The sequence below is a fragment of the Streptomyces sp. NPDC036815 genome, assembly GCF_055609205.1.
In genome coordinates this window covers 250,814-273,128 of sequence record NZ_JBVJPW010000006.1, presented here as the reverse complement: position 1 = coordinate 273,128, position 22,315 = coordinate 250,814, and the positions used below count along the sequence as shown (strand labels likewise).

General features: G+C 72.5%; 24 protein-coding genes. 13 read left to right on the top strand and 11 right to left on the bottom strand.

All coding sequences use genetic code 11. The annotated features are described in order from the left end of the window. Window positions 1-2 precede the first annotated feature (2 nt). The 4 genes from ACZ69I_RS15900 to ACZ69I_RS15885 all read right to left on the bottom strand — a co-directional run bounded on the left by ACZ69I_RS15900 (window position 3) and on the right by ACZ69I_RS15885 (window position 2,794). Window positions 3-1,052, bottom strand: a complete 1,050-nt coding sequence (locus ACZ69I_RS15900; protein WP_470832687.1) for an iron-containing redox enzyme family protein — start codon at window positions 1,050-1,052, stop codon at window positions 3-5. After that, the gene (locus ACZ69I_RS15895) at window positions 1,049-1,321 is read right to left on the bottom strand and encodes a CDGSH iron-sulfur domain-containing protein (RefSeq protein ID WP_470832685.1); all 273 of its coding nucleotides are present in this window, start codon (window positions 1,319-1,321) and stop codon (window positions 1,049-1,051) included. Before ACZ69I_RS15895 ends, ACZ69I_RS15900 begins: the two co-directional genes overlap by 4 nt. Next, entirely contained in the window at window positions 1,305-2,000 is a 696-nt protein-coding gene (locus ACZ69I_RS15890) for a HemK2/MTQ2 family protein methyltransferase (protein WP_470832684.1), read from the bottom strand. The genes ACZ69I_RS15895 and ACZ69I_RS15890 overlap by 17 nt, the downstream gene beginning before the upstream one ends. Before the next feature lie 284 nt (window positions 2,001-2,284). Beyond that, the gene (locus ACZ69I_RS15885) at window positions 2,285-2,794 is read right to left on the bottom strand and encodes a DUF6328 family protein (protein ID WP_467675588.1); all 510 of its coding nucleotides are present in this window, start codon (window positions 2,792-2,794) and stop codon (window positions 2,285-2,287) included. 161 nt (window positions 2,795-2,955) lie between these two features. On the opposite strand from ACZ69I_RS15885, the gene ACZ69I_RS15880 reads away from it, so the two are divergent. After that, window positions 2,956-3,186: a DUF5133 domain-containing protein gene (locus ACZ69I_RS15880; RefSeq protein WP_467675076.1), complete on the top strand. Its 231-nt coding sequence runs from the start codon at window positions 2,956-2,958 to the stop codon at window positions 3,184-3,186. A 28-nt stretch (window positions 3,187-3,214) separates the two neighbouring features. Here the strand turns inward: ACZ69I_RS15880 and ACZ69I_RS15875 are convergent, their stop codons facing one another. Next, window positions 3,215-4,612, bottom strand: coding sequence for an NADP-dependent succinic semialdehyde dehydrogenase (locus ACZ69I_RS15875; RefSeq protein WP_470832683.1), 1,398 nt, complete (start codon window positions 4,610-4,612; stop codon window positions 3,215-3,217). Between the two features lie 133 nt (window positions 4,613-4,745). After that, window positions 4,746-5,219 (bottom strand): nuclear transport factor 2 family protein, encoded by a 474-nt coding sequence (locus ACZ69I_RS15870; RefSeq protein WP_470832682.1) that lies wholly within the window; start codon window positions 5,217-5,219, stop codon window positions 4,746-4,748. 169 nt (window positions 5,220-5,388) lie between these two features. Between ACZ69I_RS15870 and ACZ69I_RS15865 the strand changes: the two genes are divergently transcribed. Continuing rightward, entirely contained in the window at window positions 5,389-5,940 is a 552-nt protein-coding gene (locus ACZ69I_RS15865; RefSeq protein ID WP_470832680.1) for a TetR/AcrR family transcriptional regulator, read from the top strand. Between the two features lie 35 nt (window positions 5,941-5,975). Then, window positions 5,976-6,413: a nitroreductase/quinone reductase family protein gene (locus tag ACZ69I_RS15860; RefSeq protein WP_470832679.1), complete on the top strand. Its 438-nt coding sequence runs from the start codon at window positions 5,976-5,978 to the stop codon at window positions 6,411-6,413. 70 nt (window positions 6,414-6,483) lie between these two features. Here the strand turns inward: ACZ69I_RS15860 and ACZ69I_RS15855 are convergent, their stop codons facing one another. Beyond that, on the bottom strand, window positions 6,484-7,374 hold the full coding sequence (locus tag ACZ69I_RS15855) for a glycoside hydrolase family 19 protein (protein ID WP_467675086.1): 891 nt from the start codon (window positions 7,372-7,374) through the stop codon (window positions 6,484-6,486). A 262-nt stretch (window positions 7,375-7,636) separates the two neighbouring features. Between ACZ69I_RS15855 and ACZ69I_RS15850 the strand changes: the two genes are divergently transcribed. The 3 genes from ACZ69I_RS15850 (at window position 7,637) to ACZ69I_RS15840 (ending at window position 10,629) form a co-directional block, all read left to right on the top strand. Further along, window positions 7,637-8,395, top strand: a complete 759-nt coding sequence (locus tag ACZ69I_RS15850; protein WP_470832678.1) for a FadR/GntR family transcriptional regulator — start codon at window positions 7,637-7,639, stop codon at window positions 8,393-8,395. A gap of 35 nt (window positions 8,396-8,430) precedes the next feature. Then, window positions 8,431-9,702 carry a CynX/NimT family MFS transporter gene (locus ACZ69I_RS15845; protein ID WP_470832677.1) on the top strand — a complete coding sequence of 424 codons (1,272 nt, stop codon included), beginning with the start codon at window positions 8,431-8,433 and terminating at the stop codon, window positions 9,700-9,702. A 72-nt stretch (window positions 9,703-9,774) separates the two neighbouring features. After that, on the top strand, window positions 9,775-10,629 hold the full coding sequence (locus tag ACZ69I_RS15840; protein WP_470832676.1) for a GNAT family N-acetyltransferase: 855 nt from the start codon (window positions 9,775-9,777) through the stop codon (window positions 10,627-10,629). On the opposite strand, the gene ACZ69I_RS15835 is transcribed toward ACZ69I_RS15840, so the two are convergent. Next, complete coding sequence (locus ACZ69I_RS15835) at window positions 10,626-11,558, bottom strand: NAD(P)-dependent oxidoreductase (RefSeq protein ID WP_470832674.1); 933 nt, start codon at window positions 11,556-11,558, stop codon at window positions 10,626-10,628. The genes ACZ69I_RS15840 and ACZ69I_RS15835 overlap by 4 nt on opposite strands. A gap of 134 nt (window positions 11,559-11,692) precedes the next feature. Between ACZ69I_RS15835 and ACZ69I_RS15830 the strand changes: the two genes are divergently transcribed. Beyond that, the gene (locus ACZ69I_RS15830) at window positions 11,693-12,073 is read left to right on the top strand and encodes a winged helix-turn-helix transcriptional regulator (RefSeq protein ID WP_470832673.1); all 381 of its coding nucleotides are present in this window, start codon (window positions 11,693-11,695) and stop codon (window positions 12,071-12,073) included. A 27-nt stretch (window positions 12,074-12,100) separates the two neighbouring features. Here ACZ69I_RS15830 and ACZ69I_RS15825 read toward each other — a convergent pair whose 3' ends face one another. Beyond that, complete coding sequence (locus tag ACZ69I_RS15825; RefSeq protein ID WP_470832672.1) at window positions 12,101-13,255, bottom strand: serine hydrolase domain-containing protein; 1,155 nt, start codon at window positions 13,253-13,255, stop codon at window positions 12,101-12,103. 242 nt (window positions 13,256-13,497) lie between these two features. Here ACZ69I_RS15825 and ACZ69I_RS15820 point away from each other — a divergent pair, with 242 nt between their 5' ends. The 6 genes from ACZ69I_RS15820 (at window position 13,498) to ACZ69I_RS15795 (ending at window position 21,147) form a co-directional block, all read left to right on the top strand. Next, the gene (locus tag ACZ69I_RS15820) at window positions 13,498-15,399 is read left to right on the top strand and encodes an ABC transporter ATP-binding protein (protein WP_470832670.1); all 1,902 of its coding nucleotides are present in this window, start codon (window positions 13,498-13,500) and stop codon (window positions 15,397-15,399) included. Window positions 15,400-15,533: 134 nt separating this feature from the next. Beyond that, complete coding sequence (locus ACZ69I_RS15815) at window positions 15,534-16,751, top strand: metallophosphoesterase (protein ID WP_470832669.1); 1,218 nt, start codon at window positions 15,534-15,536, stop codon at window positions 16,749-16,751. A gap of 347 nt (window positions 16,752-17,098) precedes the next feature. Further along, window positions 17,099-17,575 carry an ATP-binding protein gene (locus tag ACZ69I_RS15810; protein WP_470832667.1) on the top strand — a complete coding sequence of 159 codons (477 nt, stop codon included), beginning with the start codon at window positions 17,099-17,101 and terminating at the stop codon, window positions 17,573-17,575. A 192-nt stretch (window positions 17,576-17,767) separates the two neighbouring features. Continuing rightward, entirely contained in the window at window positions 17,768-20,173 is a 2,406-nt protein-coding gene (locus tag ACZ69I_RS15805) for a molybdopterin oxidoreductase family protein (RefSeq protein ID WP_470832666.1), read from the top strand. After that, window positions 20,170-20,670: a hypothetical protein gene (locus tag ACZ69I_RS15800; RefSeq protein ID WP_470832665.1), complete on the top strand. Its 501-nt coding sequence runs from the start codon at window positions 20,170-20,172 to the stop codon at window positions 20,668-20,670. The genes ACZ69I_RS15805 and ACZ69I_RS15800 overlap by 4 nt, the downstream gene beginning before the upstream one ends. Window positions 20,671-20,820: 150 nt before the next feature. Beyond that, on the top strand, window positions 20,821-21,147 hold the full coding sequence (locus ACZ69I_RS15795) for a plasmid stabilization protein (protein WP_467675109.1): 327 nt from the start codon (window positions 20,821-20,823) through the stop codon (window positions 21,145-21,147). Window positions 21,148-21,210: 63 nt separating this feature from the next. On the opposite strand, the gene ACZ69I_RS15790 is transcribed toward ACZ69I_RS15795, so the two are convergent. After that, window positions 21,211-21,552, bottom strand: a complete 342-nt coding sequence (locus ACZ69I_RS15790) for a hypothetical protein (protein WP_470832664.1) — start codon at window positions 21,550-21,552, stop codon at window positions 21,211-21,213. Window positions 21,553-21,700: 148 nt separating this feature from the next. Further along, entirely contained in the window at window positions 21,701-22,291 is a 591-nt protein-coding gene (locus ACZ69I_RS15785) for a TetR/AcrR family transcriptional regulator (protein WP_470832663.1), read from the bottom strand. Window positions 22,292-22,315 lie beyond the last annotated feature (24 nt).

The window sequence follows — 22,315 nt, the reverse complement described above, 5'->3', positions numbered from 1 at the left end:
GCTCACCCGGGCGCGCCCGGCGCGTCGGCCAGGGGAGTGCGCAGGGCGCTCCGCCCCTGGCGCCACGCCTCGAGGAGCCGCTCGCCGAGGCGGTCCTCCAGGAAGCCGGTGGCGTGGACGCCGAAGGCGACGTCCGCCGAGAGCCCGGGCTCGGCCGCCAGCAGACCGCCGACGACGTCGCGGCGCACCACCTGCTCGTGCACGGCGTCCGCCTCCACGTGCTCGTCGTAGAACCGCTGCGCCGCGGGGCCCGCGCCGGTCCGCCGCAACGCCGCGGCGAGCCGCCGCGAACCGGGCGAGGAGGTCACCTCGACAGCGGCGAAATGTCCCACCAGCGCACCGCGTTGGGCCCGGTGCAGCCCGAACAGGGACATGAGGTTCACGGTGGCGAGGGCCTCGGCGGGGGCCGCGTCCACATAGCGGCCGTACGCCGTCTCCAGACCGAGGTCGGCCATGAGGTCGGCGAACAGCCGGGCATGGATGTCCTCGGCGCGCCCCGCCCCGAACTCGTCGTACTCGATGGCCACCATCGCCGCCTTCGCCCGCCCGTGCAGGCGGGGGATGACCCAGGCGTGCGGGTCGGCCTCCTTGAGGTGGTAGAGGGAGCGCAGCGCCGCGTACTCGCGGAGCTGCCAGGTCTCCCCGTCGCGCTGGAGGTGGTGGCTGACGCTCGCCGGATCGTGCCCGACGGGCTCCACGAGGAGCGCGCCCAGCGCCTCCCAGGCGTCCTCGCACCGGGGCACGTCGGCGTGCAGGGCGTCGAGGAAGCGCCGCTCCAGCGCGCGCCGCAGGGCCAGCAGCCCGGGATCCCACTCCCACGCGTCGGCCACTCCGGAGAAGCCCTGGTAGTGGAGTTCGTAGAGGACGTAGAGGGTGAGCTGGAGGTCGTCGCCGTAGGCCTCGGCCCGTTCCGCCTCCGGCGGGCCGGGGACCGGTCCTTCGCCGCGCAGCGCGGCCAGGACGCCGCGGGACAGATCGCCGCGGGCGGTGGGGAGTTCGGGGTTGCGGTGGCGTGGTTCGACGGGGGTGGTCGCTTCGGCGGGGGCGGTCATGACGAGGCCTCCGGCTCCTCGGTGTCGGTCGTGTCGGTGGTGGATGTGCCGGTCGTGGACGGCTCCTCGCGGTGCTTCACCCGCCGCCGGTGACTGGTGTCGCACCAGGGGTACGTTCGGCTGCGCCGGCAGGTGCAGACCGCGACGGTGAAGCGGCGCGAGACGGAGACGGTCCCGTCGTCGGCGACCACCTCGACCGGGCCCTCCATCAGGAGCGGGCCTTCGGGGTCGACCGTGACGCGGCGGGGGCGGTCAGCGGCGTTCGGCACGGACGACCACCAGTTCCTCGCTCGTCCCGTCGGCGCCGAGGAGATCGTGACGGCGCAGCCAGGCCTGGCGCGAGCGCAGCACGGGCCCGAACGGGATGAGCCGCCGGTCGGTGACCTCGGCGTCCATGTCTCGCGAGGCCAGCCGTTCCAGCGTGGCGTCCACGTCGCAGAGCGCGGAGTGCACCATCAGCAGCACGCCCCCGGGGCGCAGCGCCCGCGGGGCCGTGTCGCAGACGCGGTCCACGACCAGCCGGCCCGCAGGTCCGCCGTCCCACGCGCGCGCCGCGCCGCGCCGGGGGAGCAGCGGCGAAGGGGAGGGTACGTAGGGCGGGTTGCTGACGACCAGGTCGAAGGGGCCCGACGACGCCCCCGTGGTCAGGTCGCCGCGGCGCACGGCGACGGACTGCCTGCTGAGCCGCGCGTTGAGCCGGGCGGTGAGCACGGCCCGCCAGGAGATGTCGAGGGCCGTCACCCGGGCCCCGCGCCGGGCGGCCGCCACGGCGAGCGCCCCGGAACCGGTTCCCAGGTCGAGCACGGAGGTGCCGTCATCGATGTCCTCGCGGTCCAGGGCCCGGCACAGCAGCGCGGTGTCGTGCTGCGGCGCGTACACGCCGGGCAGAGTGATCAGCGGCGCCGGACGAACCGGCGCCGGCATCGGTGTACGTGCGTGCGTGGTCATGCGGCATCTCCCGTCGACGGGAACTCCACGAGGGCGCTCCTCCTTCCACGCTCCGCCGGTTCACGGCCGACCACCACTCGAACGGTGACAGCTCGTGACAAGTGGCGGTAGATGGTGACTTTCCGCGAACAGGGCGGATTTCACTGCCTTGCTTCGGTCCTGAACCTGGGTGCCCCCGGTCCGGTGATCCACACCTGCGAGGGCGGCCGTTGCCCGCGGGGCGGCAGAGGGAGGGAAGCGCCGCCTCCCGGCAGCTCATCGTGACGGAGGTGGTGCGGGCCCGGTCAGTCCGGTGTCGTGTGCCGGTGGCGCGCCCAGGCGGGCAGCACGAACCAGCACAGCAGGTACCAGGCGACGACCCCGCCCACCAGCCAGGGCACGAGGGTGTTGTCGGTGGCGACCCGCAGGATGAGGAGGAGGGCGGCGGTCAGCGTGCCGAGCAGCAGGAGGAGCCCGAGGAACGTCAGCCGGGACGCCCACACCACCGCGTGCGGCTTGATCTTGCGGCCCGAGACGATGCGGTGGAACGACACCGGGCCGATCAGGGCGCCCGTCGCCGCCGAGCCGAGGATCACGGTCACGACGTAGATCGTCCGGTCGGTGTCGCTCAGCTCCTGGAACCGCGGGGTGAAGGCGACCGTCAGGAGGAAGCCGAACAGGATCTGTACGCCGGTCTGGGCCACCCGCACTTCCTGGATCAGCTCGCTCCAGCGGCGGTCGGCGCGCTCGGTCTCGGTCTCGCGGCGGCCGTCGCTCCTGGTGCGTGCGCGGGGCTCGTCGGCAGACTCGTCCACGGGGTCGTCTCCGGGCTCGCTTTTCGACGCGTCCACATCATGATTCTGCCCCGCGGACCACCGAGTCGACAAACGGGAGCGCCCATGCTGATTCGAGTGGCCGCGGGCGGGCAGGCGGGGTGCTGAGTGATCGTGTAACCCGACCCCCAGGGAGGCACTCCGTGCTGCTGGCCCACCCCGTCGTACTGGAAGACCTGCTGGAGCGCTACAAGGCCCTCGCCCTGCTCCGCGCCGATCAGGGAAGTGCCGAGAGCCGGCAGGCGTACGAGGACGTGGCGTACAGCCTCTGCCTGGCCACCGGCACCAGCGACGTCGACGCCGCCGTCGTCGCCGCGGGCCACCGGCTGCCGGGCGCGAGGACTCTGGACGACTCCCTGCTGACGGCTACCTGAACCGTCGGCCCGACGGCTCGGGGCGGGCTCACTCCTCCGCGCCGTGCCAGACGGTCGTGGCGTTGCAGAACTCGCGGATGCCGTGGCCCGAGAGCTCCCGTCCGTAGCCGGAGCGCTTGATGCCGCCGAAGGGCAGGCCGGGGTGGGAGGCGGTCATGCCGTTGAAGAACACCCCGCCCGCCTGGAGATCCCGCACGCACCGCTCGACGTCGGCCTCGTCGCGGGTCCACACGTTGGAACTCAGCCCGAACGGCGTGTCGTTGGCCAGCGTCACCGCTTCGTCCAGGTCCGCGACGCGGTAGAGCGTGGCCACCGGGCCGAACGCCTCCTCGCGGTGGATCCGCATCCGCGGGGTGATGTCGGCGAGGACCGTCGGGGCGTAGTACCAGCCCCGTTCCCGTGCGTCGGGGCGCTGACCGCCGCACAGCGCGGTGGCGCCGTGGGCCAGCGCGTCCTCCACGAGTTCTTCCAGGTCGTCGCGGCCCTGCTCGGTCGAGAGCGGGCCCACGTCGGTGTCCTCGTCCATCGGGTCGCCGACCGTCAGCTCCCGCATGCCCGCGACGAAGCGGTCGCGGAAGGCGTCGTAGACGTCGGCATGCACGATGAAGCGCTTGGCGGCGATGCACGACTGACCGTTGTTCTGCACCCGGGCGGTCACCGCGGTCTTCGCCGCGCGCTCCATGTCGGCGCTGGGCAGCACCACGTAGGGGTCGCTGCCGCCCAGTTCGAGGACGGTCTTCTTGATCTCGTCGCCCGCGGTGGACGCGACCGAGCGTCCCGCGGGCTCGCTGCCGGTGAGCGTCGCCGCGGCCACCCGTCCGTCGCGCAGGATGTCCTCGACGGCGTCGGAGCCGATCAGCAGCGTCTGGAAGCAGCCCTCCGGGAAGCCCGCGCGGGTGAAGAGGTCCTGGAGGTAGAGGGCGGTGCGCGGCACGTTCGACGCGTGCTTGAGCAGGGCGACGTTGCCCGCCATCAGGGCGGGGGCGGCGAAGCGCACGACCTGCCAGAGCGGGAAGTTCCACGGCATCACGGCCAGCACGACGCCGAGCGGGCGGTAGCGGACCACTGCCCGCGAGGCCCCGGAGTCGGTCACGTCCTCCTGCGCGGGATGCTCGTCCGCGAGCAGCCCCTCGGCCCGCTCCGCGTACCAGCGCATCGCCTTGACGCACTTCGCCGCCTCGGCCCTGGCCGCCTTCACCGGCTTGCCCACTTCCGTGGTCATGGTGCGCGCGATGTCCGGTGTGTCCTCCTCCAGGAGGTCGGCGGCGCGGTTGAGCAGCCGGGCGCGCTCGGCGAAGCCGGTGGCGCGGTGCCGGGCGTAGGCACTCTCCGCCGTCGCCAGCCGGTGCTGGATCTCGTCGGCCGTGAGCGGCTGGAACGTCTGGAGTGTCTCCCCGGTGGACGGGTCGACCGTGGCGATGGGCATACGGTTCCTCCTCGGGGTCCTCGGTGCCCAGGTCCTGGTGCGGCATGCGGTGCGGCCCGGGAATTTCAGCCTAGGCGGCGCAGGAGGAAGGGGCATGCGGGGATGCGGCCCCGCTGCCCGGTGTGCCGCCGGATCAGAGGCCGAGTTCGGTCAGACCGGGGTGGTCGTCGGGGCGGCGGCCGAGCGGCCAGTGGTAGAGCCGGTCGGCCTCCCGGAGGGGCAGGTCGTTGATGCAGGCGTGGCGCACGCGCATCAGGCCGTCGTCGTCGAACTCCCAGTTCTCGTTGCCGTACGAGCGGTACCACTGCCCGGAGTCGTCGTGCCACTCGTAGGCGAAGCGCACCGCGATGCGACGGCCGTCGTGGGCCCAGAGTTCCTTGATCAGCCGGTAGTCGAGCTCGCGGTCCCACTTGCGGCTCAGGAACCCGACGACGGCCTCGCGCCCGGTGACGAACTCCGCGCGGTTGCGCCAGCGGGAGTCCTCGCTGTACGCGAGGGCCACCTTCTCGGGGTCGCGGCTGTTCCAGCCGTCCTCGGCCAGGCGGACCTTCTCGATCGCGCTCTCCCGCGTAAACGGCGGGACGGGGGGACGGGCAGCGGTGGTCATGGGGCGCTCCAGGGGGTGGTGGGCAGGACGGACCGAGCGGGGAGAACGTGCGTTCTCTCCGCCCGTCGGCCACCCTAGGAGAACGTTCGTTCTCCCGCAATGGCGCGCGGCCCCAGTGGGCGTAGTAGCGTATGAGAACGTTCGTTCTCGATCACGGGTGGGAGCCCTCATGGATCACGTGGAGGCGGAGGCCAGACTCCTCGACGCCGCCGAGGCGCTCTTCTACGAGCGCGGCATCCAGGCGGTCGGCATGGACCAGGTCCGCGCCGGGTCGGGCGTCTCGCTCAAGCGGCTCTACCAGGTCTTCCCGTCCAAGTCGGAGCTGGTCCGGGCCTGTCTGGAGCGCCGTGACCGCCGCTGGCGCGAACGCCTCGCCGCGTACGTGGACGACCGCACCGGCGGCGACGAGCGCATCCTCGCCGTCTACGACTGGCTGTACGCGTGGTTCGGCGAGCCGGACTTCCGCGGCTGCGCCTTCGTGAACTCCTTCGGCGAACTCGGCGCCGTGGACCCGGCGGTGGCCCGTACCGTCCGGGCCCACAAGGCTGCCTTCAGGGACTACATGGCCGGTCTCGTGGCCGACGCGGGACGCCCGCAGGAGGCCGTCGGGCCGCTGGTCCTGCTCGCGGAAGGGGCCATGACGGCCGCCGCCATCGCCGGTTCCCCGGACCCGGCCCGCCAAGCCCGCGGCGGCGCGGTCCAGTTGCTGGCCACGCCGTAAGCTCCGACCGTTCGAAGGACGGACGAGGAGGGGTGATGGCGAAGACATATCGCGTGACGCCGGGCACGCGCGTGATCAACCGGGTGTTCCACGCGATGACCGGGCTCGGGCTCGGCAAGGCGTACCGGCACAACCTGAGCGTGCCGGGCAGGAAGTCCGGGCGGGTGTACTCCACCCCGGTCGACGTCATGACCGCCGGCGGTGAGCGGTGGGTGGTCGGCGCCTACGGAGTGGCTGAGTGGGTGCGCAACGCGCGCGCGGCCGGGCGGATCGGCCTCAGCCGGGGCGGCAGCTCGGAGAGTGTGGGGGTGGTCGAGCTCGGCCCCGCGGAGAGTGTGCCGGTGCTGCGCCAGTACCTGCGCGAAGTCCCCGTCACCCGGGCCTACTTCGACGTGACCGCCGACTCGACCGACGAGGAGTTCGCCGCGGAGGCGGCCCGGCATCCGGTGTTCCGGCTGGTGCCCGCGGAGTGAGGGGGGGCGAGCCCGTGTGCCGGGCCCGCCCGGTGGTGCCGGCCTGGAAATCGGCCGGCGGGGAGCCGCGTCAGCAGCTGAGGTTCGAGCCCGGTGTGGTGCCCAGGATCTGGGTGAACGCCTTGTAGCGGTCGATGCGGCTCTGGACCTGGCCGGGATTGCCGCCGTTGCACTCCAGGCTGCCGTTGATGGCGCGGATGGTCTCACCGAAGCCGGCGCCGTTGACCATCGCGTTGTGCGGGGTCATGGTGCCGGGGCCGTTCTGGGTGTTCCAGTACCAGAGGCCCGTCTGCCAGGCGATGGCCGGGTTCTGCTCGACGAGGTAGGGGTTGTTGAGCAGGTCGATGCCGAGCGCGTCGCCCGCCGCCTTGTAGTTGAAGTTCCAGCTGAGCTGGATCGGGCCGCGGCCGTAGTAGGCGGCCTGCCCGGCCGGACAGCCGTAGGGCTGGTTCCTGTCGCAGTAGTGCGGGTAGTTGGCCTGGTTCTGCTCGACCACGTGCACCAGGCCGCCCGTCTCGTGGCTGACGTTGGCGAGGAACGCCGCCGCCTCCTGCCGCTTGACCGTGTCGCTGCCGGTGTTGGCGAAGGCCGGGTAGGACTTGAGCGCGTCGGTCAGGCCCTTGTACGTGTAGAACGAGTTCCGGCTCGGGAACATCTGGTTGAACTGGGCCTCGCTGACGACGAAGCCGGACGGGTCGGGGTTGCCCGGGTCCGTGCCGCCGCCGCACGAGCCCTGGTCCGACCAGACGTCGGCGCGGCCCGGGGTCTCGTTCTGGGTCCACCACTTGGCGGTCCAGTTGTGGCCGTTGTACGAGGCCGACTTGCCGCCCGTGTAGACCGACGAGGAGTTCCACGGCGCGGCGCACTCGGCGGCGGACGCCGAGACGGCGGCCGGGCCCAGGACGATCATCGCGCCGAGGGCGGCGAGCGCGGCCGCGAAGCCGGTGATGCGTCTGATCATGCCAACTCTCCTTGTGAGCGGCGCGGTTGCGGGGGCGCGCCGCCATGGGGTGCTCGCGACTCAAGCGAAATGGTCTGAACCTGTCAAGGTCTAGACCAGAGGGTGAAGGTAAAACCTCGGACGGTCCAGCGGGCCTCGACGCGCGCTTCGATCGGTTGACAGCCGGAAACATGGGATGTTCCCATGTCCGGGATACATGGGATGTTCCCATGTATGACGCCCCTGGCCCCGAGGGGCGCCCCGAGAGAGAAGGTGCCGCCCGATGCCGTTGCGCAGCGCAGCCCGGACCAACCTCGTCGACCTCGTCATCGCCCAGATGGAGAGCCTCATCACCGACGGCGAGTGGAAGGTCGGCGAGAAGATCCCGGCCGAGCCGCTGCTCGTGGAGCAGCTCGCCGTGGGCCGCAACACCGTGCGGGAGGCGGTCCGCGCCCTCGTGCACACCGGCATGCTCGAACCCCGTCAGGGCGACGGCACCTACGTACGGGCCGACAGCGACTTCGGCGCGGCCGTGCAGCGCAGGCTGCGCAGGGCGGGGGTCCTGGAGGCGTACGAGGTCCGCGCCTGCCTGGAGCGGGACACCGCCCGGTACGCCGCGGAACGCCGGACGGACGAGGACCTCGCCACCCTGCGGGCCGCCCTCGCCGAGCGCGACGCGGCGTGGCGGAGCGGGAACACGGCCGCGTTCGTCGACGCGGACATGGCCTTCCACCGCACCGTCGCCGAAGCGGCGCACAACAGCGTCCTCGCCGAGCTGTACGGACACCTCAGCGACGCCCTGCGCTCCACGGTGCAGTCCGTGATCGGCGCGCCCGTCCCCGATTCCGTACGGCACCAGTTCGCGGCGCACGAGGCGATCGTCGACGCCATCGAGGCGCGCGACGCCGAAGCGGCGGAGGCCGCGGTGCTCGCCCATCTCGCCGAGGGCATGGCCGCGCTGCGCGAGCAGCCCCTCGACGGCTCCGACGAGGACAGCGGCGAAGCGGGGGCCACGCACGAGAAACAAGCGGGCCGTACATGAGAAACAAGCAGAACAACAGCCGAAAGCAGCAGCGCATGAGCAAGACAGCAGCGACGGCCACCGGCGAGGCCGCACACGACCGCACCGCCACGGCCCCCGAACCCCCCGCGCCCCCCGCCCCGGTGGCCGGGCGCCGCGCCCTCTACCTCGCCCTCGGCGTCGTACTCCTCGCGCTCAACCTCCGCCCCGCCCTCGTCGCCGTCTCCCCGCTCGCCGACACGATCCGCGACGACAGTGGCATGTCGGCCGCCGCGACGAGCCTGCTCACCGCGCTCCCGCTGCTCTGCTTCGGCCTCCTCGCCCCCGTCGCGCCGCGGCTCGGCCGCCGCCTCGGCATGGAGCGGGCGCTGCTCGCGACCATGGTGCTGATCTGCGCGGGCACGGCCCTGCGCCTGGCCGACTCGGTGGTCGCGCTCTTCGCGGGCACCGTCGTCATCGGCGCGGGCATCGCCGTCGCCAACGTCCTGCTGCCCGGTCTCATCAAGCGCGACTTCCCCGCGAAGGCGGGCCTGATGACCGGCCTCTACTCGATGTCGCTGTTCGGCGGCGCCGCGCTCGCGGCCGGCGTCACCCTCCCCGTGCAGCAGGCCAGCGGCATGAACTGGCGTACCACCCTGGCCTGTTGGGGTGCCCTCGCCGTCATCGCCCTGGTCGTGTGGCTGCCGCAGATCCGCTCGCGCACGCGGGTGAGCGCCGCGACGGCACGACAGGCCGCACACCCCGTACGGGGCCTGTGGCGCTCCCCGCTCGCCTGGCAGGTCACCGCGTACATGGGCCTGCAGTCCCTCAACTACTACGCGGCCGCCGCGTGGTTGCCCACCGTCTTCCAGGACGCCGGGATGGCCCCGGGCGACGCGGGCTGGATGCTCTCCTTCTCCTCGCTGCTCGGCATCGCGGGCTCCTTCCTCGCCCCGGTGATCGTCGGGCGGCGGCTGCGCGCGGGCACCCTCGCCGCGCTCGGCGCCCTGCTCTGCGCACTCGGCTTCGGCGGTCTGCTCGCCGCGCCGGTCGGCGGCGCCTACCTGTGGATGACGCTGCTCGGCCTCGGCCAGGGCGCGGCCATCAGCCTGGCGCTGCTGTTCATCGTGCAGCGGGCCCCCGACGCCCGGCACGCGGCGCAACTGTCCAGCATGGCCCAGTGCTTCGGCTACATCCTCGCGGCGACCGGACCGACCCTGCTGGGCGCCGTCCATGACGTCGCGCACAGCTGGACCGTGCCGCTCGTCCTGCTCCTCGCCCTGCTCGTGCCGCAGGTCGTGGTGGGATTCGGCGCCGCGCGCGACCGGCACGTGGCGGGCATCGGCTGACGCCGGGTCGGGCAGGATGCATCCGGTGCGGTTCTCCACGGCGCACCGTCTCGGATCGAGAAGGGTGCAGCGATGACGGATTCGGCCGGGCAGTTCGCGGTCTCACGGGCGACGCTCGACGACTGGCGAGTGGTGACGGGCTGGGCGGCGGACGAGGGCTGGAACCCCGGCCTCGGCGACGCACCCTCGTTCTTCGCGCAGGACCCCGACGGGTTCTTCCTGGGGCGGATCGACGGCGAACCGGTCTCCGCGATCTCCGTGGTCAACTACGGGGAGAGCTACGCCTTCCTCGGGTTCTACCTCGTCCGCCCCGACCTGCGGGGCCGCGGCCTCGGCCTCGCCACCTGGCAGGCCGGCCTCGCCCACGCCGAGGGCCGCACCGTGGGCCTGGACGGCGTCCCGGCCCAGCAGGGCAACTACCGGCGCTCCGGCTTCCAGCTCAAGCACGGCACCCTGCGCTACATCGGCCCGCTGCCCGCGGTCGACGTGCCCGACCGGCACGTGCGTCCCGTCGAGGCGGCGGGCCTGCGGGCGCTCCTCGCGTACGACAGCGCGTGCCTGCCCGCGGACCGGCGCCCCTTCCTGGAGTCCTGGCTCGCCGCCCCCGGGCACCGCGCCCTCGCCCGCATCGTCGACGGGAGACTGACCGGCTTCGGAGTGCTCCGTCCCGGCCGCGACGCCCGGCGCGTCGGGCCGCTGTTCGCGGACACCCGCGCCGACGCCGAGGCACTCCTGGACGCGCTCGCCGCCGAGGCGGACGGCGACCTCGTCGCGATGGACGTGCCCGAGACCAACCGGGAGGCGGTGGCGCTCGCGGAGGCGCGCGGCATGAAGCCCACGTTCGACACGGCCCGCATGTACACCGGCCCGATCCGTGCCTACGCCGAGGAACGGGTCTTCGGCGTCACCTCGCTCGAACTCGGCTAGCGCGCACGCAGGGCGTCGACGAGGGCCGCGGTGTCCATCGCGCCGCCGCCCTCCGCGACACGGCGCCGCATCAGGGCGAAGACCGGGGCGAGCAGGTCGGTGCGCACGCCGTACTGCTCGGCCGTCCCCGTGAAGGTCGGCACGCCCGCGGCCTGCATGCCCAGGCCGGAGACCACGCCGGTGGTGTAGTCGCCGCTCTCCAGACGGGCCGCCGTGTCGTGCACCACGCCGCTCATCGCGCCCAGCCAGCCGGCGAGCAGCGGAGCGAACTCGCTGGGCCTGATGTCCTGTTCGCCGCGGATCAGGGCGAACGCGTGGGTGATACCGGCGAACATGCCGTACATGCCGCTCAGCAGCGCGATGTCGTGCAGGGCGGCGAACCCGGCGTCCGTACCGACGAAATGGGTACCGAGCGGGACCGCGAGGGTCTCCCGGTGGGCGTCGAACAGGTCGCGGGAGCCGCTGTAGAAGACGTAGCCGCCCGCCTCCGGGACGCCGACCATCGGCGGGACGGCCATGATGCCGCCGTCGAGGAAGCGCGCGCCGCGCCCGGCCGCCCACGTCGCGCGGGCCCGCGCCGACTCCGGGGTGCCGGTGGTCAGGTCGACCAGGTCCTTGCCGCTCAGGTCGGCGCCGTCGAGCGCCGAGGCGACCGAGGCGTCGTCGAGCAGGACCGTCACGATCAGCGGGCCCGCGGCGACGGCTTCGGCGGCGCTCGCCGCGACCCTCGCACCCTCCTCCGCGAGGGCGGTGGCACGGGCCGGCGTGCGGTTCCACACCGTCACCTCGTAACCGGCGGCGAGCCATGCGCGGGCGAGGGCTCCACCCATCGCGCCGAGCCCGAGGAGCGTGACCTTCCGGCCCCTACCGCCCCCGGTCAGGGGAGTGTTCTTGCTGGTCAGCGTGTTGTACGTCAGGTTCTCCGTCATGTCGGCAACCCTCGCCCCGCGGGCCGGGACCCACAAGTACGCACTGTGAAGTCACTGGTTACCGGGAGGGAAGCATCCAGGTCCCCGCGGTGTTGCGAGGGTGGGAATATCCGTACGGGGAGGGTGTGGGGACGATGGCGAGTGAGCGGATGCGGCCGGGGCGCTACCACTGCGGGGTCGACGCCGCGCTCGGCGTGATCGGCGGCAAGTGGAAGGTGCTGCTGATCTGGGCGCTCGACGCGTACCCCGGCATCCGGTTCGGGGAGCTGCAACGGCAGGTCCCGGGCATCAGCGTAAAGGTCCTCGCCTCCCATCTGCGGGAGCTGGAGGAGGACGGCATCGTGCGGCGCGTCGCGTACGACGAGGTGCCGCCCCGTGTCGAGTACTCGCTCACCGACGCCGGTACGCGCCTCAACGCGGCCCTCGCCCCGCTCGGCGCCTGGGGCCGCGACCACGTCCTCGGGGGCGGCCACGGCCCGCGGGCGGAGTACGCCGAGGCCACGGCCTCCCCCTAGGACCCGCTCACGCCACGACCCCTCTTCCTAGGACCCCTTCTTCTGGTTCTTCTGGCACATCACCCGGTCCACGAGGCCGCTGATGGCCTTCTGGGTGTGCTGGTCGCCGTCGCCGGTGGCGAGCACCACGGCGGTCCTGCTCGCGTCCGGGGAGACACCCACCCACGTGCGGTAGCCGGACACTCCGCCCGGGTGGGTGAAGTAGCTGCCGCCGCAGGACAGCGGGAACTTGCCGAGCCCGAGTCCGTACTCCGCGCCCAGCGCCGGGGCGGGCACCGTGGTCGTCATCTCGTCGAGTTGCGCCGGTTCCAGGAGCCGGCCGTCGAGCAGGGCGGTGTAGAACCGGCTCAGGTCGCGAGCGGTGCTGATGATGGAGCCGGAGGCGTCCACCGCGCTCGGGTTGAACCGCGTGACGTCGGTGGTCGTGCCGGTGCTGAAGGCGCTGTAGCCGTGGGCGTGCGGGCCCGGGAGATCGGGGACGGTGCCGGGCGCGCTGGTGTCCGCCAGGTCCAGCGGGTCGATGATGCGGGCCTTCACCTCTTCCGCCCAACTCCTGCCGGTGACCTTCTTGATGATCATCCCGGCCAGGATGTAGTTGGTGTTGGAGTACGCCCAGCGGGGCGCGTCGTCGGGGGTGGGGTGCCGTAGCGCCAGCGCCACCAGTTCCCGTGGGGTGTACGTGCGGAACCGCTCGGTCCGGTAGCCCTCGGCGGTGTTGAGCGCGGGGATGTCGCCCAGCACGTCGGGGATGCCGCTGGTGTGCTGCAGCATCTGCCGGACGGTGATCAGCCTGCCGTCGTGACCCTCGCCGCGGACCACTCCCGGCAGCCAGCGCTCGACGGTGTCGTCCAGGGACAACTCGCCTTCGGCCACGAGTTGCAGCACGACGGTGGCCGTGAAGGTCTTGGTGGCGCTGCCCGTCCGGAACGTGCCGTCCCACGGCACCGGCTTCCCCGTGCCCAGCTCGGCCCTCCCGGCGCGTGCCCTGTCGCGCCCGTCGGGCGACCTCACCTCCGCGAGCACCCCGGCGGTTCCCGTCCGGTGAATCGCGTCCACCTCGTGCTGAAGGGGATCGGCCGGCCGCGGCGCCGCCGCTGCCACCCCCGACGATGCGGCCAGGAGGGCCGCGGCGAGTCCGATCGGGACGAGCAGCCCGCGCCGACGTCTACCGGATACATGCATGGTGTTCCCCAGTCTGTAGGTCGGCGTCCATCCCAGCAGCGGAGGGCGGGCCGTCCCATCCGGCTTTCCCCCGGCCGGACCGTGGGTCACCCTCAGGCATGACCTATGGCCAACCCCCTTACAGGGATTGGTTCTTGGGGGTATGAAGGTCGCGCGGCGCGGCGCGCGGGGAGGCGAGGAGGGGGTGAAAAAGAGGCCCGAGCCTTGACCTCAAGTTTAGTTGAGGTTCTAACGTTGTCCGCATGAGCATGGAAACGACGGCATGGACGCAGATGTACAGCGTCATGCATGCCCAGCAGGACCGCCGCCCCTTCGCCCGGGCCACCTTGCGCCGCATCGGCGTCTTCGCCCGGCCCCACCGCCGACGCATCTGGCAGTTCGTGCTGCTGAGCGTCGTCACCGCACTGCTCGCCGTGGCGACACCGGTCCTCGCCGGGTACGTCGTCACCGCCATCGTGTCGGGCGACGACTCCTCGACCGTCGTACGCTACGCCCTGCTCATCGCGGGCATCGCACTGGCCGAGGCCGGGCTCGGACTCGTCAGCCGCTGGCTGTCGGCGAACCTCGGCGAAGGGCTCATCCTCGACCTGCGGACCGCCGTCTTCGACCACGTGCAGCGCATGCCCGTCGCCTTCTTCACCCGCACCCGCACGGGAGCGCTGGTCAGCCGCCTCAACAACGACGTGGTGGGCGCGCAGCGGGCGTTCAGCAACACCCTGTCCGGCGTCGTCGGGAACATCGTCACGCTGCTGCTGACCCTCGTCGTCATGATGACGCTCTCCTGGCAGATCACGCTGCTCGCCCTGGTACTGCTGCCGATCTTCGTCGTCCCCGCCCGCCGGATGGGCTCACGCATGGCCCGGCTCCAGCGCGAGGCGGCGCACCACAACGCCGCCATGGGGACGCGGATGACCGAACGCTTCTCGGCGCCCGGCGCCACCCTCATCAAGCTCTTCGGCCGGCCCGGCGACGAGTCCGCGGAGTTCGCCGAGCGCGCCCACCGGGTGCGGGACATCGGCGTACGCACCGCCATGGCGCAGTCCGCGTTCATCACCGCGCTCACCCTCGTGTCGGCCCTCGCGCTCGCCCTCGTGTACGGCCTCGGCGGGTACTTCGCGCTGGAGGGCTCGCTGAAGGCGGGAGCCGTCGTGTCCCTCGCGCTGCTGCTCACCCGGCTGTACGCGCCGCTCACGTCGCTGGCCGGTGCCCGCGTCGAGGTCATGAGCGCGCTCGTCAGCTTCGAGCGGGTCTTCGAGGTGCTCGACCTGAAGCCGCTCATCGAGGAGAAGGCGGAGGCGGTACCGGTGCCCGACGGGCCCGTCGCCGTCGAGTTCGACAACGTACGGTTCGCCTACCCCTCCGCCGACAAGGTCTCCCTCGCCTCCCTCGAAGAGGTCGCCACGCTCGACACCCGCGGCGGCGACGAAGTGCTGCACGGCCTGTCCTTCCGCGCCGAGCCCGGCCAGACCGTCGCCCTCGTCGGATCCTCCGGAGCGGGCAAGTCGACCATCGCGCAACTGCTTCCGCGCCTGTACGACACCGACGAAGGCGCCGTGCGGATCGGCGGCGTCGACGTACGGGACCTGTCCGCCGAGTCCCTGCGGGCCACCCTGGGCATGGTCACGCAGGACGGCCACCTCTTCCACGAGTCCGTCCGCGCCAACCTGCTCCTCGCCCGGCCCGGCGCGAGCGAGGACGAGCTGTGGGACGTCCTGCGGCGAGCCCGCCTCGAAGACCTCGTACGCTCCCTGCCCGACGGTCTGGACACCGTCGTCGGCGAACGCGGCTACCGCCTCTCCGGCGGTGAACGACAGCGCATGACCATCGCGCGGCTGCTCCTCGCCGGACAGCGGGTCGTCATCCTCGACGAGGCGACGGCCCACCTCGACAACACCTCCGAGGCCGCCGTCCAGGAAGCGCTGAGCGAGGCGCTCGAAGGCCGCACCGCCGTAGTGATCGCCCACCGGCTTTCCACGGTGCGCTCCGCGGACCAGATCCTCGTCGTCGAGGCGGGACAGATCGTGGAACGCGGCACGCACGACGAACTCCTCGCCCTGGACGGACGGTACGCGGAGCTGTACCGGACGCAGTTCGCGAAGGGGACGGAGCCGGCGGACGCGCCGGAGGTCGTGGAGGCCGCCTGAGAAGCGGCAGTCCCGCCGCGGGGGGTGGGGCTGCCGCGGCTCGCGTCGTTCCAGGTGCGAGCCGTGTCCATTCGTCCACCAGGAGTTCATCGGTTCCCCACCATCGTCACGCGCTCCCGTGAGAGAAACCCTCCATGTGCGATGACGAGCTGATACCGCCGAGCGCGGATCTGACCGAGGACCAGTGGCTGCGGGCCGATCCGGCCCTGGCCGAAGGACCGGTGGGGGAGCGGGTCCGGGAGATGCGGGCGCCGCGGCGGCGGGCCGTGCTGGGTGGTGTGGTGGCCGGAGCGGCCGCCCTGACCGTCCTGCCGGGCGGGGCGCCCGCCCCCGCGGCCGCCGCGGCCCGCACCGGCAGGTTCCCCCTGCCGACCGCCCCGAACCGGTCCGGGGAGTACGCGGTGCTGCTCACCGGCGACGCCGGCACGGGCGAGGAGGCCCAGCACGCGGTGGCCGCCGCCGCCCGCGAGGTGTGCCGCGCCGAAGGCATCGGGCTCGCGGTCGGCCTCGGCGACAACATCTATGAGAACGGCCCCGAGTCCGCCGACGACTCGGAGTTCCGCACCAAGTTCGAGGACCCCAACACCGGTCTCGACATTCCCTGGCTGATGGTCCTCGGCAACCACGACTGCTCCGGCCTGATCCCGGGCAGCGGGGGTGACCCCTCGCGCGGCGACCGCGAGGTCGCCTACGCCACGGGCTCCCGGCGCTGGTACATGCCGAGCCGCTACTACAACGTGGCCCTGCCCGGCGCCGACGGCGACCCGCTGGTGGAGTTCTTCGCCCTCGACACGAACCCCGTCTCGTCGTACGTCACCCAGCTCGACCCGCACTACCGGTGGAACGGCCCCTACATGCGCGAGCAGCGCGCATGGCTGGACGGCGCCCTCACGGCGTCGCGGGCCCGCTGGAAGATCGTCCTCGGCCACCACCCGTACCTGAACAACGGCCAGCACGGCAGCGCCGGATCGTACGACGGCTTCGTGATCGGCCACTACACCAGCGGTATTCACCTCAAGGAGCTGTACGAGGAGGTGGTGTGCGGGCGCGCCGACGTGATCCTGTCCGGCCACGACCACACGCTGCAGATCCTGGAGCCCACGGCCCGCACCCGCGGCACCCGGCAGATCGTGTGCGGCGCCGCGGCAAAGTCCGGGGACGGCGAGGCCCACTTCGACCATCCGTCGACCTGGCAGAACTTCTCCGAGCACGGCTTCATGGTGCTGAAGGTGTCCGAGCGGGCGATGACGGTCGAGGCCTACACGGTCGACATCGCCACGCGCACGGCCCGCCTCGCCCACCGCACGCGCACCCGCTCTCCCCTGCGCGACGGGGCCGGCGCGCTCCGCTGACCCCCTCCCCTGGTGGCGGCTCCCGACCCTGGGCACTCCGGTGCGGCCCGGTGGATGTCCAGGGCGCCGTCGCCCCGCGCGGCCACGATCGCCCAGCCCCGTGCCGCCGCGCACCCCGTCATGCCGACCTCGCGGGACTCGCCCGTAATATCGTGTACGAGGGCCTGCGCCTGCCCGATCCGCCGGAGTTCCCCGACAGCTGAGGCCGTGGGGAACAGGCCTGGTCCGAGCGTCCGCGGGGCCGCTCCCGGACCACCGTCCGTGGCAAGCGTGTGCGGGGCATGCGGTGGTGATTCCGGGGTAAGCGGGTTGTTGAATGACGACGCTTCGGCAGTGAGGCGAACTGTATGAACCTGGCTGGGCAGAGCGAGGAGCACCGACCCCTCGCGGGCCGCCCCATCGAGACGTCCGCGGCGTTCGACGGCAGCGAAGAGATCGCTGTCGCGCGCGGGATGGCTCGTGACTTCCTGACATCGTTGCAGTCCCTGCACGGACTACCGGTGTCGTCGAGGGTGGCCGGCATGATTCAACTTGTCGTGAGCGAGCTGGTGACCAACGCCCGCAAATACGCTCCCGGGCCGTGCCTGCTGACCCTCGGGGTCGGTGAAGGCGCGGTCGAAGTGACCGTGTGGGACAGCAGCGCCACGATGCCGGTGGTCCTCGCCCCCGACGCGAGCCGGATCGGCCAGCACGGACTGGAGATCGTGACGGCGGTGTGCCGCAGCTTCGAGGTGCACCGCGAACCCGTGGGCAAGCGCATCAAGGCCGCCGTGGTCCTGGCCGACGAGCCGGCCGGAGAGACGGCGGACCGCCAGGTGGTGTGATCGGGCGGCGCCCCACGCCGAGGAGGCCTCGGCCCCGGTCCGCCCCCGCGGACGGGCGGCTCACGCTGCCACGCCCCGGAGCACCCCTCACCCGTCACGAGCGGCGGATCCTCCGGACGGCTGCCACAGTGAAACGAGTGGGGCCCGGCGCGGCGGGCCGTCGCGCGGGCGCCCTCACGAGAGAGGTGACCGGTGGCAGCTTCCGAGGACCGCATCGCCCGGCCGTGGGGGACCCGTACGCCCTACGACCGGCACGGCACCTGGCCCGTCAGGGTCGACACCCAACTCGCCGAAGGCGTCGCGGAAACAGCCGTCGAGCGCTGGGTGCGCAGTGCCTCGCTCCTGCACTCCGACGGTGACGCCATGGACATCGCCGTGCGGGACGGCGCCATCGTCGGCGTACGGGGCAGGGCGGGCGACCGGGTCAACCGGGGGCGCCTCGGACCCAAGGACCTGTTCGGCTGGCAGGCGAACGCCTCGCCCGACCGCCTCACCCGCCCGATGGTGCGCGAGGGCCCGGAACTCGTGGAGACCGACTGGCCGACCGCGATGGACCGGATCGTCGCGCGCTCCAAGGACCTCCTCGAGCGGCGCGGACCCGGCTCCATCGGGTTCTACACCAGTGGGCAGCTCTTCCTGGAGGAGTACTACACGCTCGCGGTGCTGGCCCGCGCGGGCATCGGCACCAACCACCTCGACGGCAACACCCGGCTGTGCACGGCGACGGCGGGCGAGGCGCTGAAGGAGTCGTTCGGCAGCGACGGCCAGCCCGGCAGCTACGACGACATCGACCACGCGGACGTCATCGCGCTGTACGGCCACAACATCGCCGAGACCCAGCCGGTCCAGTGGATGCGCGTCCTCGACCGGCTGGCGGGCGCCGACCCGCCCCGCCTGGTCTGCGTGGACCCGCGCCCCACCCCGGTGGCCCGCCGCGCCGCCGTCCATCTGGCCCCGCGGACCGGCACGAACCTGGCGCTGCTCAACGCCCTCCTGCACGAGATCATCCGCACCGGCCGGATCGACCGCGCGTTCATCGACGCGCACACCGTGGGCTTCGAGGACCTCGCCGACGGTGTCGCGGGGTGCACACCGGAGTGGGCGGCCGGGATCTGCGACGTACCCGCGAGCCGCATCGAGGCGGCCGCCGAGCTCATCGGCGGCACGGACCGGCTCCTCTCGACGGTCCTCCAGGGCGTCTACCAGTCCCACCAGGCGACCGCCGCGGCCGTGCAGGTGAACAACCTCCACCTGCTGCGCGGCATGCTCGGCCGGCCCGGCGCCGGGGTCCTGCAGATGAACGGGCAGCCGACCGCACAGAACACCCGCGAGTGCGGCGCCGACGGCGACCTGCCGGGCTTCCGCAACTGGCAGAACGACGAGCACGTGGCCGACCTGGCGCGGATCTGGAACGTGACGCCGGACACCATCGCGCACTACGCGCCGCCCACCCACGCCCTGCAGATCTTCCGGTACGCGGAGCAGGGCTCGCTGGGCATGCTGTGGATCAGCGGCACCAACCCCGCCGTGTCGCTGCCCGAGCTCTCCCGCGTCCGCTCGATCCTGCGGCAGGAGAGGCTGTTCGTGGTGGCGCAGGACCTGTTCCTGACGGAGACCGCGCAGCTCGCGGACGTCGTCCTGCCCGCGGCGACCTGGGGCGAGAAGACCGGCACCTTCACCAACGCCGATCGCACGGTGCACCTCTCCGAGAAGGCCGTCGAACCGCCGGGCCAGGCCCGCTCGGACCTGGACATCTTCCTCTCCTACGCGGCGGCCATGGACTTCCGCGACAAGGACGGCGCCCCGCTCGTCGGCTGGGACGGACCGGAATCGGCGTTCGAGGCGTGGAAGCGATGCAGCGCCGGCCGCCCGTGCGACTACACCGGCCTCGGCTACGACAAGCTGCGCGGCGCGAGCGGCATCCAGTGGCCGTGCACCGAGGACGCTCCCGACGGCACCGCACGGCTCTACTCCGACGGGGTCACGTGGGCAGGGCCCGGCAGCTGCGAGTCGTACGGGAAGGACCTGGCGACCGGAGCCGCGTACACCGCGACGGACCACCGGTCGTTCAACCCGGAGGGCAAGGCCATGTTCCGCACGGCCGAGTACCTTCCGCCGCACGAGGAACCGAGCGGCGACCACCCGTTCAGGCTGACCACGGGCCGGACGATCTACCACTTCCACACCCGTACGAAGACGGGACGCGTCCCGCGGCTGAACGCGGCCGCTCCCGACGTGTGGGTCGAGATCGCCGTCGAGGACGCCGCCGCCCTCGGGTTCGCGGAGGGCGACCTGGTCGACGTCTCCACCCCGCGCGGCACGGTGCGCGGCCGGCTGCGGGTGACGGAGATCCGCGCGGGCCTGCTGTTCATCCCGTTCCACTACGGCTACTGGGACACCGCGTCCGGACACGCCCCGCAGGACGGCACACCGGGGCGGGCGGCCAACGAGGCGACGAGCACCGACTGGGACCCGGTCTCCAAACAGCCCCTGTTCAAGACGGCCGTCGCGGCGCTGCGCCTCGTCGAACGCGGTGGCGGAACGCCTTCGCCCGCCCCCACGACGGGCGCCTCCGCCCCCACGGGAGGCGACGGATGAGCGGCATCGTGACGACCCTGTGGGCGCTGCGCGCGGGAGAGAACACCTTGGCGGCGGAGCTGCACCTGGTCGCCGAGCGCCACCGCGACGAGCCGGAGGTGGTCCACGTCGCCGGGGACCTGGCCCGCTGGGCGGGGGAGAACGAGCAGAGGCTCGCCGCCGAGATCGAGCGGCAGCAGGGTGACCCGGCGCGAGCCGCCGGCCCCGGCGCGACCCCGACCGCCTGCCTTCCCGCGCTGGCCGGACCGGGCGACCCCGCCGACGGGGACGCGGGCGCGCTGCTCCTGCACGACCTTCGCCACCTCCACCTGCGGGCGTCCGAGAACTCCCTGTACTGGGAGATGCTCGCCCAGGCCGCGCAAGCCGTCCGTGACCCGCAGCTGCTGGGCGTGGCCTCCGCGGGGCACTCACGGAGCCTGCGGCAGATGCGCTGGACCAACACGATGATCAAAGTTCTCGCGCCGCAGATCCTCACCGTCCCCGCGGAGCAGCCCTGAATTCCCGTGTACGTCCGGTGGCGCACGGCGGGCCGATTGGCCGGGCGGGGTCAGGGTACTGGTGTGAAACTGGGCGCTATGCCCACAAAGGAGGCTGCCGCGCGCACCATCCCGTGCTGTGTGCGGCGTCGATGAGGAAGCGAGGTCACCATGCCGGCCGGATCCAGCAACAAGCGTGAGCGCCAGTACGAACACATCAAGGACAGTGCCGAGGACCGAGGGGCGTCCAAGGGCCGCGCCAAGGAGATCGCGGCGCGCACGGTGAACAAGGAGCGGGCCCGCTCCGGCGAGTCGAAGTCCGCGAGCAAGACGTCGACGAAGGACCCGAAGTCGGCTTCGCAGCGCGGCGGGGAACGCTCGCACAGCGGCGCCCAGGGCCCCACGAAGGACCAGCTCTACGAAGAGGCCAAGAAGAAGAACGTCGAGGGCCGTTCCTCGATGAACAAGCAGCAGCTGAAGAAGGCGCTGGGGCGCTGAGCGACGAGGGCTGACGCCCGCGGCGGGAACGGCTGCCGCGGGGCGTCAGGACGTTCCGGCCGCTCAGGACGGGACGCGGCTGCCGATCGTCAGCTCGACCTCGGCTCCTTCCGGCGTGAACTCCCGTACCAGCCAGGCGCGTTCCTCGATGCGGGTGCCGGCGGCGGTGGTGTGGGCCGGGACGGTGAGCACGGGGCCGTCCTCGTCACCGGTGTGCAGCTCCGCATCGACGGACACCGCGTCGGAGAAGCGCAGGTCCACGCCGATCGAACGGGGCGCGCGGGCGAAGGCGCGAGGGTCGGACAGTCCCTGCAGGCGGCACCGGGCGCCAGGGAACAGGTGCGTGTGGCCGCAGAGGGCAGGGACGGTGTCCGGCTCGGAGGGGTCTGCGGTGGGCTGGGGCATGGGCGGGCTCCGGGAGTCGGCGGGCGACCGGTCCCGCGCAGTCTGGCGGCCGCGGACAGCGGGGCGGGGGATACGGCGGCCGCGCCGCCCCGCGGCCACCCGGTCGGCGTCGCGGCCGCGTGCCCGACGGTGGCGCCGACCGGCGTGGTCACGTCCGCGTCGTCAGCGCGGCGAGGTAGTCGTCAAGCAGCTTCACCTGTCGCTGTGGTGGGAACGCCGAGGGGTCGAACAAGGCCTGGACCACCAGGCCGAGAGTGAAGGACTCCGCACCGGCCGCGACGTCCGCGGGGTCGCCGGGGGGCAGCTCACCGAGCTCCTGGGCCGCGATCACCCGCTCGCGCACCCTGTCGCGGCCCTGGGCGTACTTGCGGGCGTAGTCGGCGCTCAGGGCGGGGTCGGACAGTGCGGTGTCCCACGAGGAGACCCAGATCCGGTTGCTGTCGACTGCCTCGGGGGTCAGCGGCAGGATGTCGAGGAGCGCGTCCCTGAGGGCAGCCAGGCCCTTGCCCGACGCACGCCGTGGGCGGTTGAGCGTGCGCTGTTCGAGCAGGTCGAGGGCGTACTCCACGAGGGCCCGCTTCGTGGGGAAGTAGTGCGTGAGCAGGCCGGTGGTCGCCCCGAGCTCGGCGGCGACGGCGCGCAGCGTCAGACCCGCGAAGCCGTGCGTGGCCATGACCTGCCAGACCGCCTCGGACACGTCGCGTCGGCGGGCTTCGTGATCTCCCTTGGTGCGTGGCATGCTGCCACGGTACATTGCCGTAAC

Coding starts and splice junctions, on each gene's coding strand:
- ACZ69I_RS15855 (WP_467675086.1), bottom strand. CDS start 7,374: ATGATCAGACGCATCACCGGCTTCGCGGCCGCGCTCGCCGCCCTCGGC.
- ACZ69I_RS15890 (WP_470832684.1), bottom strand. CDS start 2,000: ATGACCACGCACGCACGTACACCGATGCCGGCGCCGGTTCGTCCGGCG.
- ACZ69I_RS15815 (WP_470832669.1), top strand. CDS start 15,534: ATGTGCGATGACGAGCTGATACCGCCGAGCGCGGATCTGACCGAGGAC.
- ACZ69I_RS15825 (WP_470832672.1), bottom strand. CDS start 13,255: ATGCATGTATCCGGTAGACGTCGGCGCGGGCTGCTCGTCCCGATCGGA.
- ACZ69I_RS15845 (WP_470832677.1), top strand. CDS start 8,431: ATGAGCAAGACAGCAGCGACGGCCACCGGCGAGGCCGCACACGACCGC.
- ACZ69I_RS15900 (WP_470832687.1), bottom strand. CDS start 1,052: ATGACCGCCCCCGCCGAAGCGACCACCCCCGTCGAACCACGCCACCGC.
- ACZ69I_RS15795 (WP_467675109.1), top strand. CDS start 20,821: ATGCCGGCCGGATCCAGCAACAAGCGTGAGCGCCAGTACGAACACATC.
- ACZ69I_RS15785 (WP_470832663.1), bottom strand. CDS start 22,291: ATGCCACGCACCAAGGGAGATCACGAAGCCCGCCGACGCGACGTGTCC.
- ACZ69I_RS15875 (WP_470832683.1), bottom strand. CDS start 4,612: ATGCCCATCGCCACGGTCGACCCGTCCACCGGGGAGACACTCCAGACG.
- ACZ69I_RS15830 (WP_470832673.1), top strand. CDS start 11,693: ATGGCGAGTGAGCGGATGCGGCCGGGGCGCTACCACTGCGGGGTCGAC.
- ACZ69I_RS15870 (WP_470832682.1), bottom strand. CDS start 5,219: ATGACCACCGCTGCCCGTCCCCCCGTCCCGCCGTTTACGCGGGAGAGC.
- ACZ69I_RS15865 (WP_470832680.1), top strand. CDS start 5,389: ATGGATCACGTGGAGGCGGAGGCCAGACTCCTCGACGCCGCCGAGGCG.
- ACZ69I_RS15835 (WP_470832674.1), bottom strand. CDS start 11,558: ATGACGGAGAACCTGACGTACAACACGCTGACCAGCAAGAACACTCCC.
- ACZ69I_RS15840 (WP_470832676.1), top strand. CDS start 9,775: ATGACGGATTCGGCCGGGCAGTTCGCGGTCTCACGGGCGACGCTCGAC.
- ACZ69I_RS15820 (WP_470832670.1), top strand. CDS start 13,498: ATGAGCATGGAAACGACGGCATGGACGCAGATGTACAGCGTCATGCAT.
- ACZ69I_RS15790 (WP_470832664.1), bottom strand. CDS start 21,552: ATGCCCCAGCCCACCGCAGACCCCTCCGAGCCGGACACCGTCCCTGCC.
- ACZ69I_RS15860 (WP_470832679.1), top strand. CDS start 5,976: ATGGCGAAGACATATCGCGTGACGCCGGGCACGCGCGTGATCAACCGG.
- ACZ69I_RS15850 (WP_470832678.1), top strand. CDS start 7,637: ATGCCGTTGCGCAGCGCAGCCCGGACCAACCTCGTCGACCTCGTCATC.
- ACZ69I_RS15810 (WP_470832667.1), top strand. CDS start 17,099: ATGAACCTGGCTGGGCAGAGCGAGGAGCACCGACCCCTCGCGGGCCGC.
- ACZ69I_RS15800 (WP_470832665.1), top strand. CDS start 20,170: ATGAGCGGCATCGTGACGACCCTGTGGGCGCTGCGCGCGGGAGAGAAC.